The sequence below is a fragment of the Halomonas sp. TG39a genome (genome assembly GCF_000744395.1).
Classification (GTDB): Bacteria; Pseudomonadota; Gammaproteobacteria; order Pseudomonadales; family Halomonadaceae; genus Vreelandella; species Vreelandella ventosae_B.
In genome coordinates, this window is sequence record NZ_JQLV01000002.1 from 146,207 (window position 1) to 161,796 (window position 15,590).

Consider the following 15,590-nt stretch of genomic DNA (forward strand, 5'->3'; position numbering starts at 1 on the left):
GCTAATCAATAGAACAATTATAGATTATTGGTCGATTTTCAGTTGACCATCCGTGATCAGTTTAGCGATCAAATCCTCTCCATTATTGACGCCAAAGTCACTAAAGGATTTGCCTTCAAGCGCTATCTTCTGATCAGCACCGCTCGGACTGCCTTGAGCGCTGATATTAAGGACGACGTTGCCAGACCCATCTTCCTCGGCAAAAATGTACTCGCTGCTATTCTCACCCTTTAAAAGATCAGAAAGGTCGAGCCTATCAGCATTTTCGTCCGTACCAAATTCTCCCTGGGTGAAGTCCATTACCTGATCCATGGCTGGCTGGTCTGTCGTACCCTGATCACCAAATTCCCAGGCGAAAGTATCAGCACCTGCTCCTCCAAAGAGGAGGTCATCGCCTTCGCCCCCGACCAGCAGATCGTCCCCCCCCTGACCATAGAGAATGTCGTCTCCCTTGCCACCATATAACTCATCGTTTCCGCCGCGCGTATCGCCTGCGACGTTCAGCTCGGCGTTACCGGCCTTGATATAGTCATACAGCTGCTGCTCGGTAGGCTCTTCTCCACCGTTGCTGACTTTCAAGTACTCCTTCAGCGCAGCCATGCCCGAACCGTCTGGCAGTTCACGTCCAGCCCAATCCAGAGCGTCGGTATTGATGGCGTCACCGAAGAGGATGTCGTTGCCATCCCCGCCGTTGACAACGTCATCGCCCAGCTCATCAAGCTCGGTATTGGTGGAGCCACTTATAAGCACGTTATCAAGATCTTCAGCAGTGTCGATCAATGATGGCTGACCAACCTGACCACTGACCAAGTTAGGTGTAGTCAACTTAATATTATCAATATCCAGGTCAGAGTCACCTGAGAAGCTATTGTCTTCAACACTGAAAACTAGCCTGTAGGCACCCGCGGCAAGATCACTACTTTGGTTATCTGTCCATTCTGACGAAGTTGCCAACGCTTTAAAATCGCTTACATCTTCCCAACTTGAACCAGCTTGTTTCTGAAGTTTCCACCCAAATTCGTCTCCAGAACGTGAGTTAAAGGTTCGGTAATCAAACTCAATCAGACTTCCGTCAACAGATACCTCAAAGGCACTACTCACTACGAAAGTGGCACCAAGGCTAATGGAGTCCTGGATCGTCAAGAACTCACCATACGACTTGGTAACATTGCCTGAAGCGTCACTATTGCTTAGCTTAATCCATTTACTCAAATTATCGAGCTGATCATTGGATCCTTTAAAGTCCGCCAGTTTGAGCTCTGACGTACCAAATGAAACGCTACCTTGTCCCAGTGTCTCAGTGTTATCGAAGAATTTTAGATACTCTTCATTAACGTTATTACTTCCCAAGCCAATACCATGCACGGTACTTATATTCGACAGGGGTGTGAAGGCATCAAGAGCATTCTGTAAATTCCCCTGACTGGTCTGAGAGCCGCTACCATCACTGGTGGGGTTAGCCGACGCATCAAGATGATAGGTTGGATCGCCATCTGTCAGGAAGAAAGTCAGATTCTCATAGTCGTTCCCTTGACCATCGAACCACTGCTTGGCTTCTACAAAAGCGGCCTCATAGTTCGTACCGCCACTTGCATCCAGGCTTTGAATGGCTGACTTAATCGTGCTAAGTGCATCATCCGTATTCGTGATGTCACTCAGCGCCAATAAAGTTTCAGCATTGCTGTCGAAGCTGACAAGCTGGAAGTTGATGGTGCCATCGTGATTGACAAGCTGATCAGCGAGCTTATTAAGTGCATTCTTCAGCATGGTCAACTGATTGGCGATACTCCCTGAAGAGTCCACAATCAATGAGACATTATAGTTCTGACCAGGCGTGGTAACGATTTTATTGCCGCCCAAGTCACCCACTACAACGTCGTCGCCTTGACCACCCTGGATAGTGTTATCACCGTTATTCGCGGTTTCAAGATCGCCCTTGTACAGCGTCAGGCTAACAGGAACATCAACGTTCTCAAAGTTACCATTGACGCTAATAACCTCAGCAGTCAGGTCACTTTGGCCATCCGTTTCAACCGAGACACTGCCCTTACCGTTACGATCAAGATTGACCGTGTACTCCTGACCACCAATATTGACCGTGGCTGTCGGGAAAGTGTCAATGAAGTCGAACTGACTTTCATCAGGTGGATTAGACGTCTCGACTTCAAAGGTAACGTCAGAGGCACCGCCTAGACTGGTCGCATCACCGTTCATTACTTCTTTGTAGGCGATTGAGTGGATCAGGTAGTCGTCGTCATAGCCGACCGCCGTGAACTCGGCGCTTGTGAATGTGTCGCCGCTTCCCGGTTCAAAGGTATAGGCATTGTCAACGCGGTCAGAACCACCCTGCGCCCGCTCAGTCCTGGTTACATCACCATTGGCGTCATAGTAGGTAACCAAGGCTTCCGTTGATGTACCGCCACCCGAAACTATCGCTGAACCAACAGAGTTTCCGTCTTTGTCAAAGAACTCTACTTTTGCTCGTTCATTGTTGTTCCGCCAAGCGAACTGAACGTTGAAGTTTTTCACCTCGTTATTGAAGTTGACAACGATACTTTCACTGCCTGCATTGCCGAAACCAAGCTCACTGTTCGCTCCCCCGCCGGTAGTGCTCCCAACCACACCAAATCCATCATGATTGGTTCCCGTCACTTTGGAAACAGTCCCTTCACTACCATTAGGGTTGGAAGCCGTTACGGTAAAGCTATCGGTATTATCTACATTGCCAACGTTAATAACGGATGTTTTCGTCACAATCGCGCTAATGCTGACGTCGGTGGTATCGATAGTGTCGTTGACCTTAACCGTAGCAGTATCAGTGGTATCTAGGTCTTCGAAGTTGTTATCGCCTTGATCGACGACAGTGACCACGTAGCTTTCAGGATCAATGTAGACATCGTCACCCTGGATATCGAACGGTGTCGAGGTGCCCTCGGTAGCGCCTTCAGCAAACGTGATAGTGGCCCCATTACTTAGCGTAACAGTGAAGTCTTGACCCGCCGCGTTGCTAAGTGTGGCGGAGATAGTAGCGGTTCCTGTTCCCTCTTTTACAGTGACATCACTTAGGCTTAGCGTTGTAACGTCGCTGTCGTCGACCGTGGTCACCGTGGCGGTGCTGGTCGTGTCGAGGGCTTCGTAGTTGCCACCGTCGGTGTCGGTGATGCTGAGGGTCTGGCCCTCGTCGCCTTGCTGGAAGACGTCGTCTTCACGGCTGGCGAACGTCACGCTGCCTTCGGTGGCGTTGGCGGCAATGACGATCTGCTCACCGTTGGACAGCGTGATCGTGAGGTCCGTGGCCGGGGCGTTGTTCACGCGGGCGGTGACGGTGATGTCGTTGCCTTCGGTGACGGTGTCCGGGGCGTCCAGGGTGATGGTGGTGACGTCGCTGTCGTCGACCGTGGTCACCGTGGCGGTGCTGGTCGTGTCGAGGGCTTCGTAGTTGCCACCGTCGGTGTCGGTGATGCTGAGGGTCTGGCCCTCGTCGCCTTGCTGGAAGACGTCGTCTTCACGGCTGGCGAACGTCACGCTGCCTTCGGTGGCGTTGGCGGCAATGACGATCTGCTCACCGTTGGACAGCGTGATCGTGAGGTCCGTGGCCGGGGCGTTGTTCACGCGGGCGGTGACGGTGATGTCGTTGCCTTCGGTGACGGTGTCCGGGGCGTCCAGGGTGATGGTGGTGACGTCGCTGTCGTCGACCGTGGTCACCGTGGCGGTGCTGGTCGTGTCGAGGGCTTCGTAGTTGCCACCGTCGGTGTCGGTGATGCTGAGGGTCTGGCCCTCGTCGCCTTGCTGGAAGACGTCGTCTTCACGGCTGGCGAACGTCACGCTGCCTTCGGTGGCGTTGGCGGCAATGACGATCTGCTCACCGTTGGACAGCGTGATCGTGAGGTCCGTGGCCGGGGCGTTGTTCACGCGGGCGGTGACGGTGATGTCGTTGCCTTCGGTGACGGTGTCCGGGGCGTCCAGGGTGATGGTGGTGACGTCGCTGTCGTCGACCGTGGTCACCGTGGCGGTGCTGGTCGTGTCGAGGGCTTCGTAGTTGCCACCGTCGGTGTCGGTGATGCTGAGGGTCTGGCCCTCGTCGCCTTGCTGGAAGACGTCGTCTTCACGGCTGGCGAACGTCACGCTGCCTTCGGTGGCGTTGGCGGCAATGACGATCTGCTCACCGTTGGACAGCGTGATCGTGAGGTCCGTGGCCGGGGCGTTGTTCACGCGGGCGGTGACGGTGATGTCGTTGCCTTCGGTGACGGTGTCCGGGGCGTCCAGGGTGATGGTGGTGACGTCGCTGTCGTCGACCGTGGTCACCGTGGCGGTGCTGGTCGTGTCGAGGGCTTCGTAGTTGCCACCGTCGGTGTCGGTGATGCTGAGGGTCTGGCCCTCGTCGCCTTGCTGGAAGACGTCGTCTGCCCGGCTGGCGAACGTCACGCTGCCTTCGGTGGCGTTGGCGGCAATGACGATCTGCTCACCGTTGGACAGCGTGATCGTGAGGTCCGTGGCCGGGGCGTTGTTCACGCGGGCGGTGACGGTGATGTCGTTGCCTTCGGTGACGGTGTCCGGGGCGTCCAGGGTGATGGTGGTGACGTCGCTGTCGTCGACCGTGGTCACCGTGGCGGTGCTGGTCGTGTCGAGGGCTTCGTAGTTGCCACCGTCGGTGTCGGTGATGCTGAGGGTCTGGCCCTCGTCGCCTTGCTGGAAGACGTCGTCTTCACGGCTGGCGAACGTCACGCTGCCTTCGGTGGCGTTGGCGGCAATGACGATCTGCTCACCGTTGGACAGCGTGATCGTGAGGTCCGTGGCCGGGGCGTTGTTCACGCGGGCGGTGACGGTGATGTCGTTGCCTTCGGTGACGGTGTCCGGGGCGTCCAGGGTGATGGTGGTGACGTCGCTGTCGTCGACCGTGGTCACTGTGGCGGTGCTGGTCGTGTCGAGGGCTTCGTAGTTGCCACCGTCGGTGTCGGTGATGCTGAGGGTCTGGCCCTCGTCGCCTTGCTGGAAGACGTCGTCTGCCCGGCTGGCGAACGTCACGCTGCCTTCGGTGGCGTTGGCGGCAATGACGATCTGCTCACCGTTGGACAGCGTGATCGTGAGGTCCGTGGCCGGGGCGTTGTTCACGCGGGCGGTGACGGTGATGTCGTTGCCTTCGGTGACGGTGTCCGGGGCGTCCAGGGTGATGGTGGTGACGTCGCTGTCGTCGACCGTGGTCACCGTGGCGGTGCTGGTCGTGTCGAGGGCTTCGTAGTTGCCACCGTCGGTGTCGGTGATGCTGAGGGTCTGGCCCTCGTCGCCTTGCTGGAAGACGTCGTCTTCACGGCTGGCGAACGTCACGCTGCCTTCGGTGGCGTTGGCGGCAATGACGATCTGCTCACCGTTGGACAGCGTGATCGTGAGGTCCGTGGCCGGGGCGTTGTTCACGCGGGCGGTGACGGTGATGTCGTTGCCTTCGGTGACGGTGTCCGGGGCGTCCAGGGTGATGGTGGTGACGTCGCTGTCGTCGACCGTGGTCACCGTGGCGGTGCTGGTCGTGTCGAGGGCTTCGTAGTTGCCACCGTCGGTGTCGGTGATGCTGAGGGTCTGGCCCTCGTCGCCTTGCTGGAAGACGTCGTCTTCACGGCTGGCGAACGTCACGCTGCCTTCGGTGGCGTTGGCGGCAATGACGATCTGCTCACCGTTGGACAGCGTGATCGTGAGGTCCGTGGCCGGGGCGTTGTTCACGCGGGCGGTGACGGTGATGTCGTTGCCTTCGGTGACGGTGTCCGGGGCGTCCAGGGTGATGGTGGTGACGTCGCTGTCGTCGACCGTGGTCACCGTGGCGGTGCTGGTCGTGTCGAGGGCTTCGTAGTTGCCACCGTCGGTGTCGGTGATGCTGAGGGTCTGGCCCTCGTCGCCTTGCTGGAAGACGTCGTCTTCACGGCTGGCGAACGTCACGCTGCCTTCGGTGGCGTTGGCGGCAATGACGATCTGCTCACCGTTGGACAGCGTGATCGTGAGGTCCGTGGCCGGGGCGTTGTTCACGCGGGCGGTGACGGTGATGTCGTTGCCTTCGGTGACGGTGTCCGGGGCGTCCAGGGTGATGGTGGTGACGTCGCTGTCGTCGACCGTGGTCACCGTGGCGGTGCTGGTCGTGTCGAGGGCTTCGTAGTTGCCACCGTCGGTGTCGGTGATGCTGAGGGTCTGGCCCTCGTCGCCTTGCTGGAAGACGTCGTCTTCACGGCTGGCGAACGTCACGCTGCCTTCGGTGGCGTTGGCGGCAATGACGATCTGCTCACCGTTGGACAGCGTGATCGTGAGGTCCGTGGCCGGGGCGTTGTTCACGCGGGCGGTGACGGTGATGTCGTTGCCTTCGGTGACGGTGTCCGGGGCGTCCAGGGTGATGGTGGTGACGTCGCTGTCGTCGACCGTGGTCACCTGTGGCGGTGCTGGTCGTGTCGAGGGCTTCGTAGTTGCCACCGTCGGTGTCGGTGATGCTGAGGGTCTGGCCCTCGTCGCCTTGCTGGAAGACGTCGTCTTCACGGCTGGCGAACGTCACGCTGCCTTCGGTGGCGTTGGCGGCAATGACGATCTGCTCACCGTTGGACAGCGTGATCGTGAGGTCCGTGGCCGGGGCGTTGTTCACGCGGGCGGTGACGGTGATGTCGTTGCCTTCGGTGACGGTGTCCGGGGCGTCCAGGGTGATGGTGGTGACGTCGCTGTCGTCGACCGTGGTCACCGTGGCGGTGCTGGTCGTGTCGAGGGCTTCGTAGTTGCCACCGTCGGTGTCGGTGATGCTGAGGGTCTGGCCCTCGTCGCCTTGCTGGAAGACGTCGTCTGCACGGCTGGCGAACGTCACGCTGCCTTCGGTGGCGTTGGCGGCAATGACGATCTGCTCACCGTTGGACAGCGTGATCGTGAGGTCCGTGGCCGGGGCGTTGTTCACGCGGGCGGTGACGGTGATGTCGTTGCCTTCGGTGACGGTGTCCGGGGCGTCCAGGGTGATGGTGGTGACGTCGCTGTCGTCGACCGTGGTCACCGTGGCGGTGCTGGTCGTGTCGAGGGCTTCGTAGTTGCCACCGTCGGTGTCGGTGATGCTGAGGGTCTGGCCCTCGTCGCCTTGCTGGAAGACGTCGTCTTCACGGCTGGCGAACGTCACGCTGCCTTCGGTGGCGTTGGCGGCAATGACGATCTGCTCACCGTTGGACAGCGTGATCGTGAGGTCCGTGGCCGGGGCGTTGTTCACGCGGGCGGTGACGGTGATGTCGTTGCCTTCGGTGACGGTGTCCGGGGCGTCCAGGGTGATGGTGGTGACGTCGCTGTCGTCGACCGTGGTCACCGTGGCGGTGCTGGTCGTGTCGAGGGCTTCGTAGTTGCCACCGTCGGTGTCGGTGATGCTGAGGGTCTGGCCCTCGTCGCCTTGCTGGAAGACGTCGTCTTCACGGCTGGCGAACGTCACGCTGCCTTCGGTGGCGTTGGCGGCAATGACGATCTGCTCACCGTTGGACAGCGTGATCGTGAGGTCCGTGGCCGGGGCGTTGTTCACGCGGGCGGTGACGGTGATGTCGTTGCCTTCGGTGACGGTGTCCGGGGCGTCCAGGGTGATGGTGGTGACGTCGCTGTCGTCGACCGTGGTCACCGTGGCGGTGCTGGTCGTGTCGAGGGCTTCGTAGTTGCCACCGTCGGTGTCGGTGATGCTGAGGGTCTGGCCCTCGTCGCCTTGCTGGAAGACGTCGTCTTCACGGCTGGCGAACGTCACGCTGCCTTCGGTGGCGTTGGCGGCAATGACGATCTGCTCACCGTTGGACAGCGTGATCGTGAGGTCCGTGGCCGGGGCGTTGTTCACGCGGGCGGTGACGGTGATGTCGTTGCCTTCGGTGACGGTGTCCGGGGCGTCCAGGGTGATGGTGGTGACGTCGCTGTCGTCGACCGTGGTCACCGTGGCGGTGCTGGTCGTGTCGAGGGCTTCGTAGTTGCCACCGTCGGTGTCGGTGATGCTGAGGGTCTGGCCCTCGTCGCCTTGCTGGAAGACGTCGTCTTCACGGCTGGCGAACGTCACGCTGCCTTCGGTGGCGTTGGCGGCAATGACGATCTGCTCACCGTTGGACAGCGTGATCGTGAGGTCCGTGGCCGGGGCGTTGTTCACGCGGGCGGTGACGGTGATGTCGTTGCCTTCGGTGACGGTGTCCGGGGCGTCCAGGGTGATGGTGGTGACGTCGCTGTCGTCGACCGTGGTCACCGTGGCGGTGCTGGTCGTGTCGAGGGCTTCGTAGTTGCCACCGTCGGTGTCGGTGATGCTGAGGGTCTGGCCCTCGTCGCCTTGCTGGAAGACGTCGTCTTCACGGCTGGCGAACGTCACGCTGCCTTCGGTGGCGTTGGCGGCAATGACGATCTGCTCACCGTTGGACAGCGTGATCGTGAGGTCCGTGGCCGGGGCGTTGTTCACGCGGGCGGTGACGGTGATGTCGTTGCCTTCGGTGACGGTGTCCGGGGCGTCCAGGGTGATGGTGGTGACGTCGCTGTCGTCGACCGTGGTCACCGTGGCGGTGCTGGTCGTGTCGAGGGCTTCGTAGTTGCCACCGTCGGTGTCGGTGATGCTGAGGGTCTGGCCCTCGTCGCCTTGCTGGAAGACGTCGTCTTCACGGCTGGCGAACGTCACGCTGCCTTCGGTGGCGTTGGCGGCAATGACGATCTGCTCACCGTTGGACAGCGTGATCGTGAGGTCCGTGGCCGGGGCGTTGTTCACGCGGGCGGTGACGGTGATGTCGTTGCCTTCGGTGACGGTGTCCGGGGCGTCCAGGGTGATGGTGGTGACGTCGCTGTCGTCGACCGTGGTCACCGTGGCGGTGCTGGTCGTGTCGAGGGCTTCGTAGTTGCCACCGTCGGTGTCGGTGATGCTGAGGGTCTGGCCCTCGTCGCCTTGCTGGAAGACGTCGTCTTCACGGCTGGCGAACGTCACGCTGCCTTCGGTGGCGTTGGCGGCAATGACGATCTGCTCACCGTTGGACAGCGTGATCGTGAGGTCCGTGGCCGGGGCGTTGTTCACGCGGGCGGTGACGGTGATGTCGTTGCCTTCGGTGACGGTGTCCGGGGCGTCCAGGGTGATGGTGGTGACGTCGCTGTCGTCGACCGTGGTCACCGTGGCGGTGCTGGTCGTGTCGAGGGCTTCGTAGTTGCCACCGTCGGTGTCGGTGATGCTGAGGGTCTGGCCCTCGTCGCCTTGCTGGAAGACGTCGTCTTCACGGCTGGCGAACGTCACGCTGCCTTCGGTGGCGTTGGCGGCAATGACGATCTGCTCACCGTTGGACAGCGTGATCGTGAGGTCCGTGGCCGGGGCGTTGTTCACGCGGGCGGTGACGGTGATGTCGTTGCCTTCGGTGACGGTGTCCGGGGCGTCCAGGGTGATGGTGGTGACGTCGCTGTCGTCGACCGTGGTCACCGTGGCGGTGCTGGTCGTGTCGAGGGCTTCGTAGTTGCCACCGTCGGTGTCGGTGATGCTGAGGGTCTGGCCCTCGTCGCCTTGCTGGAAGACGTCGTCTTCACGGCTGGCGAACGTCACGCTGCCTTCGGTGGCGTTGGCGGCAATGACGATCTGCTCACCGTTGGACAGCGTGATCGTGAGGTCCGTGGCCGGGGCGTTGTTCACGCGGGCGGTGACGGTGATGTCGTTGCCTTCGGTGACGGTGTCCGGGGCGTCCAGGGTGATGGTGGTGACGTCGCTGTCGTCGACCGTGGTCACCGTGGCGGTGCTGGTCGTGTCGAGGGCTTCGTAGTTGCCACCGTCGGTGTCGGTGATGCTGAGGGTCTGGCCCTCGTCGCCTTGCTGGAAGACGTCGTCTGCCCGGCTGGCGAACGTCACGCTGCCTTCGGTGGCGTTGGCGGCAATGACGATCTGCTCACCGTTGGACAGCGTGATCGTGAGGTCCGTGGCCGGGGCGTTGTTCACGCGGGCGGTGACGGTGATGTCGTTGCCTTCGGTGACGGTGTCCGGGGCGTCCAGGGTGATGGTGGTGACGTCGCTGTCGTCGACCGTGGTCACCGTGGCGGTGCTGGTCGTGTCGAGGGCTTCGTAGTTGCCACCGTCGGTGTCGGTGATGCTGAGGGTCTGGCCCTCGTCGCCTTGCTGGAAGACGTCGTCTTCACGGCTGGCGAACGTCACGCTGCCTTCGGTGGCGTTGGCGGCAATGACGATCTGCTCACCGTTGGACAGCGTGATCGTGAGGTCCGTGGCCGGGGCGTTGTTCACGCGGGCGGTGACGGTGATGTCGTTGCCTTCGGTGACGGTGTCCGGGGCGTCCAGGGTGATGGTGGTGACGTCGCTGTCGTCGACCGTGGTCACTGTGGCGGTGCTGGTCGTGTCGAGGGCTTCGTAGTTGCCACCGTCGGTGTCGGTGATGCTGAGGGTCTGGCCCTCGTCGCCTTGCTGGAAGACGTCGTCTTCACGGCTGGCGAACGTCACGCTGCCAGTTGTTTCACCAACGGCAATAGTGATCTGTTGCCCATTATTCAGCGTAATAACCAACGGGCTGGCCTGAGGAGCGTTGCTAACACTGGCCGAAACAGTGATCGGCTCGCCTTCAATGACCTGCTGAGGAACACTTAGGGTAATAACATCGGTCTCTCCATTACCTGGAGTCGGCTCTGGCTCTGGGAGGTCATCAGCAACGGCCGCAGCAACTTCACCGCCATCAAATTCAAAAAATTCAGCACCTTCTAGGCCGCCTTCGGTGCTGAAACTAAGAGTATCCGTCTCTTCAGCAATACGGGCAACGCGTACAAAGTCACTACCGCCACCACCGCCACCGGCACCACCGCCGGCTGCAGTCGCGTCAAGAAGGTCGAGCAGATCACCCTCGTCGTCTAGGGCGGCAAGTAATGTGTCAAGATCGTCGTCTTGCACACTGGCATCTTCAGTAGCAACAATCTGGTCGCTGTTTAACTCAGGAGTGACGGCAACTTCCTGACCACCTTCTACGACATTGGCGCCCGACCCATCAGCAAAATCAAGCTCTACGCGACCATCGTTGGAGGTAATTAGCGTTTCGCCTTCTTGAAGCGTATCGCCAATGCGCAGCTCACGTAGATTACCCGCTTCGTCACGAGCCCATGCTTGCCCTGTAATCGCGATTACTGTTGCCATTGCCATGTGTCACTCCTGGATCATTGCTCGATCATTGTTTGGCGCCACTTAATCTAGCGCGTGAGCACTAGTCAGATTAGCGGCATATGAATCCATCCTAGGGGAGTAGGCAATTAAAAAGTATTGTACTGATGGACAAAAAAATGAGGCCATTTAGGCCTCAATTTGTAATGCAGGATAACTACCACAATTCGACACTAGCTATGCTAGGAACTTAACTGTTCAGTAACCGGCGCCAGCTTCAGAATTAGCTGTAAGCGATCCCGAACAGCAAGCTTTTTAAAAATAGCACTAAGGTGCGCTTTTACGGTGCGCTCGGTAATGTCGAGCTGTCTCGCCACCTCTTTGTTGGTAGCACCACGGGCAACCGCAAGCGCCACTCCTCGCTCACGCTCAGTTAGCAAATCGAGATATTCACTATGCTGAAATGAACCACCTTGGTTGCGCTGCTGCAACGCTTTAAACGAGCCCCCCAACACCTTGGCTAGCAGCTCTTGGCCTACCCATACGCCTTGATTGGATACCACTAAGGCAACCTGCTTAAGCACCTCAGGCGCGGCCAGGGTATGCACGTAGCCACGCGCACCAAGATCTAACGCTCTGAGCGCTTCCCGGTCATCCGGCGCATAACTGAGCACCACGGCAACGGCACCTTCAGCAATAATTGAAGGAACTAACTGCGGCCAATGTTCAACCGTGGTGGAGAGCCAAACCAAATCATTCGGTTGAGCCGACTGAAGAATCGTTTCCGGGTCTGATGAAGCAACATTTTCAAATGCGTTTTTCCAACGTCCTTTTAAACTACCGTCGGTGGTAATAAACCAATGCTTCATCAGCGCTCCCCCATGGAATCACGCCACGCTCTTAAGACAGGTTTCAGCATAAACTGCATCACCGTGCGCTTGCCCGTCACTATGTCCACCTGCGCCGTCATGCCGGGAATTACTTGTAGTCTATCGGCGACATTTTCGTTTTCTAAACTGCGCACCCGCACTTGGTAGAAGGTATTACCGTCATCATCAGTAATGGTATCGGCACTAATACGCTCAAGTTCGGCCTGTAAGCCACCATAAATGGCATAGTCATAAGCCGTGAGCTTGATAGTCGCGGGCTGCCCTGGATGCAGAAAGGCGATATCTTGAGGTGCAATGCGCGCTTCAACCAGCAGTTGGTCATCGGTGGGGACTATTTCCACCATCTCCTGGCCAGGCTGAGCGACGCCACCAATGGTACTGATATGAATGCGTTGAACAATACCGTCAACCGGCGAACGAATTTCGGTTAACCGAACGCGATCCTGCAACCCTGTTCCCGATTGTTGCAACGCATTTAAGTCGCCCAGCGTTTGAGCCAGATCGTTTCGCCATTCACTTCTTCGCTCTGCGCCTAGCTCCAGCAGTTGCCCCTCAGCTTCTTCCACCCCAGCCTCTAGGCGTGAAACAGCGGCATCAGCCTGATTACGCTCGCCGGTTGCACTTGATACATCTCTTTGCAAACGCAGCACTTCTACTTCAGAAACAGCACCCGAGGCCAGTAGTGGGCGCGTTAGATTTAATTCTTGGCTCGCCATATTGACCTCTCGCTGGGCAGTATCACGGCGTGCCTGTGCCTCACGCAGCTCCTCCTCACGCTGGCGGATACGATCCCTTAAAACGTTCTCCTGTTCGCGCATCTCTTCACGGCGGCTTTCATACACTTCGCGCTCTTGCATCACGATATCAGGGACTTCTTGCCGCAACTCTTCGGAAGGCTCAAAGGCCGTACCCGTTGCTAACGCCCGTAGCCTTTCAGCGCGCGCTTGAAGCGCATAGCGTTGAGCGCGGTTTTCACGAAAATCAGATACAAAACGGGTGGGGTCAATTTGCATCAGCACTTGGCCCGCCTCGACAATCTGTCCTTCGCGAATAAAGATTTGTTCAACAACGCCACCGTCAAACGACTGAATACGCTGTAGCTGGCTGGCGGGTATCACACGCCCCGCTCCACGAGTTACTTCATCGATAGAGGCAAAGTAAGCCCACACTAAAAGCGCCACAACGGTGATCAGTACGGTATAGAGAAATAGCCGGGCACGAATGGGCTCTTGCTGCATGCGCGCCCAATCGGTATCGCTAGCCCAATCACGGCTTAAGTGGGCGGAAGACACTCGCTTGGCAAACAACCGATCCATAAAAGGACGAAACGGTTTTTGACCTTTTTCTGAGAAACGGCCAATGGCGTCAAAGCCTTTTTGCTCGGTCGTGGATGAGGGTTTACGCGCCATTACGATGCCCTCCCGATCTGGCCTTTACGCAAGGCCTCGACCACGGTGTCACGCGGACCATCAGCCACGACCTTGCCACCATCCATAACAATAATTCGATCAACCAGTGAAAGCAGCGAGGTGCGGTGTGTGACCACCAGGATGGTTTTTCCTGCAGCCACGTTTGTCAGGTTAACTTTAAATGCCTCTTCGCTGGCGTTATCCATTGAGCTTGTGGGTTCGTCCAACAATAAAATAGGCGGATCCTGCACCAGCGCACGGGCAATAGCGACGGACTGTTTTTGCCCGCCGGAAAGCGCTTGGCCGCGCTCGCCTACTTGCAAATCCACACCATGCGGGTGGCTATTGACGAGAGACTCCAAACCCGCCAACTCAATCGCCCTAAGCAGCGCCTCATCATCAACCCGATCGCTGCCGCCCCCAGCCACAATATTGTCCCGTAGCGAACCTGAAAACAGGCTTACATCTTGAGGAACGTAGCCGATATGGCGACGCAGCTGCAGCGGGTCTAGCTGGCGAATATCCACGTTATCAACCAGCACGGCACCCGATGTTGGCTGATAAAACCCTAGCACCAATTTGTTTAATGACGATTTACCGCAACCAATGCGACCAAGTAGCGCGACCTTTTCGCCAGCTTTGACGGTTATCGAAACATCCTTCAGCGCTTCGCGCTCTTCATTGGGGTAACGCAACGTGACTTTTTCAAGGCGTATATTGCCTACAAAGCTGGGCTTTTCTACGTAGGCTTTGCCCTCATGGCGCTCTACCTTTTTATCCATCACAGCGTTTAGTGACTCAAGCGCCGTTGAGGATTGATGATATTGCGCCAGCAGCGCCGCAGCTTGACTGATCGGCGCCATTGCACGTGAAGAGAGCATATAAGCGGCAATCAACCCACCCTGGGTGAGGTTACCTTCGATGATCTGATAAACACCCACAATAATCACGCACACCGCCACACTGTGCTGTGCCCATTGGGCCACATTGGAGACCGAAGTGCTGACCATCTTTAACTGCGCGCCGGTACGGGAAAGAAAGGCCGACGACTTCTCCCAGTGGCGCTGAATGCGGCTCTCTGCCCGCAGCGCCTTAACATTTTCTAACTGGGATATCGATTCCACCAACAGTGAATTGCGCTGTGCGCCGACTTCCCAGGTAGTTTGCGAAAGCTCATGGAGCTTGCCTTGTGCAGCCAGCGCATAGAGCAGTACAAACACGATGCCCACCAACACCGGCAGCACTAGCCAGGGATTAATCAGCGCGATAATCGCCGCAAACATCAGCACAAAGGGTAAATCGACAATGCTTAAAATAGTTGCCGAACCAATAAAGGCACGTACCGACTCAAAGGATTGCAGCGTGGAAGTGAACGACCCAGTTGATGCCGGACGCTCTTCTAAACGCAGGCCCAGTGCTTTGGCCATGATAGAGGAAGAGAGCTTCACGTCTGCTCTGCTAGCGGCTAAGTCAACAAAGCTGCTACGCATCAGCCTGAGCACCAGATCAAAACACAGCACGATAAAGATGCCTATCGCGAGCACCCATAGCGTTTCCGTTGCCTGGTTGGGCACTACTCGATCATAGACATTAAGAACAAACAGCGGCATTGCGATGGCGAAAACATTGATCGCCACCGAGCCCAATACGATATCGCGATAGAGAGGTCTGTTTTCGCGAATGACGCCCCAAAACCAGTGCTGATCGCGGCGTTTCTTGACCCCTGGTTCAGACGCATTATCCGCTAGAAATTTAGGGCGAACGTAAATAGCTTCGCCGCTATAGCCCGCATACAGCTCTTCAAGGGGCAGTTCAACGTTTGATTCAGATAGCTCAGGAAAAATGACGTTCGCTTTTTGCTGTTTGAGATCAATCCCCAACAGCACGCACGCCCGACCTGGTTCCAGCAAGAGAATAGCCGGAAAGAGTGCTGGGTTAAGCGCCGACAGCTTGCTTTTCACAATCCGCGCCGTTAGTCCAGCACGGGAGGCGGCCCTACCAAATACGGAAGGTGTTAGCTTGCCCTGCTCCAAGGGCAAGCCGGCTCTAAGGGCCTCTGATGACACCTCATGCTGATGAAATGAGGCAACCGCTTTCAAACATTCGAGTAACTCATCGCCTATTGGCTGCTCGCTAGCATTTGCAGCGGTCGGCCTTTCCAGCTTGGTTTGTGTCACAGAGACCTCATTCCCCTAATGCCTATTTAGGCATCTATTTCCC

5 protein-coding genes are annotated in these 15,590 nt (G+C 58.0%); all 5 read right to left on the reverse strand.

Annotated elements, in window-relative coordinates; translation table 11 throughout:
- Nucleotides 1–24 precede the first annotated feature (24 nt).
- Nucleotides 25–6,372 carry an immunoglobulin-like domain-containing protein gene (locus tag U738_RS23635; protein WP_327050279.1) on the reverse strand — a complete coding sequence of 2,116 codons (6,348 nt, stop codon included), beginning with the start codon at nt 6,370–6,372 and terminating at the stop codon, nt 25–27.
- Nucleotides 6,263–11,113 (reverse strand): retention module-containing protein, encoded by a 4,851-nt coding sequence (locus tag U738_RS23760; RefSeq protein ID WP_035584038.1) that lies wholly within the window; start codon nt 11,111–11,113, stop codon nt 6,263–6,265. The genes U738_RS23635 and U738_RS23760 overlap by 110 nt, the downstream gene beginning before the upstream one ends.
- 200 nt (nt 11,114–11,313) lie before the next feature.
- Nucleotides 11,314–11,940, reverse strand: coding sequence for a response regulator transcription factor (locus U738_RS18780; protein ID WP_035584041.1), 627 nt, complete (start codon nt 11,938–11,940; stop codon nt 11,314–11,316).
- On the reverse strand, nt 11,940–13,370 hold the full coding sequence (locus U738_RS18785) for an HlyD family type I secretion periplasmic adaptor subunit (protein WP_035584044.1): 1,431 nt from the start codon (nt 13,368–13,370) through the stop codon (nt 11,940–11,942). Before U738_RS18785 ends, U738_RS18780 begins: the two co-directional genes overlap by 1 nt.
- Nucleotides 13,370–15,547, reverse strand: a complete 2,178-nt coding sequence (locus tag U738_RS18790; protein WP_035584047.1) for a type I secretion system permease/ATPase — start codon at nt 15,545–15,547, stop codon at nt 13,370–13,372. The genes U738_RS18785 and U738_RS18790 overlap by 1 nt, the downstream gene beginning before the upstream one ends.
- Nucleotides 15,548–15,590: the final 43 nt, after the last annotated feature.

Bases quoted from the DNA above. Each gene is read 5' to 3' on its own strand.
- U738_RS18785 (WP_035584044.1), bottom strand. From the start codon at position 13,370: ATGGCGCGTAAACCCTCATCCACGACCGAGCAAAAAGGCTTTGACGCC.
- U738_RS23760 (WP_035584038.1), bottom strand. From the start codon at position 11,113: ATGGCAATGGCAACAGTAATCGCGATTACAGGGCAAGCATGGGCTCGT.
- U738_RS18780 (WP_035584041.1), bottom strand. From the start codon at position 11,940: ATGAAGCATTGGTTTATTACCACCGACGGTAGTTTAAAAGGACGTTGG.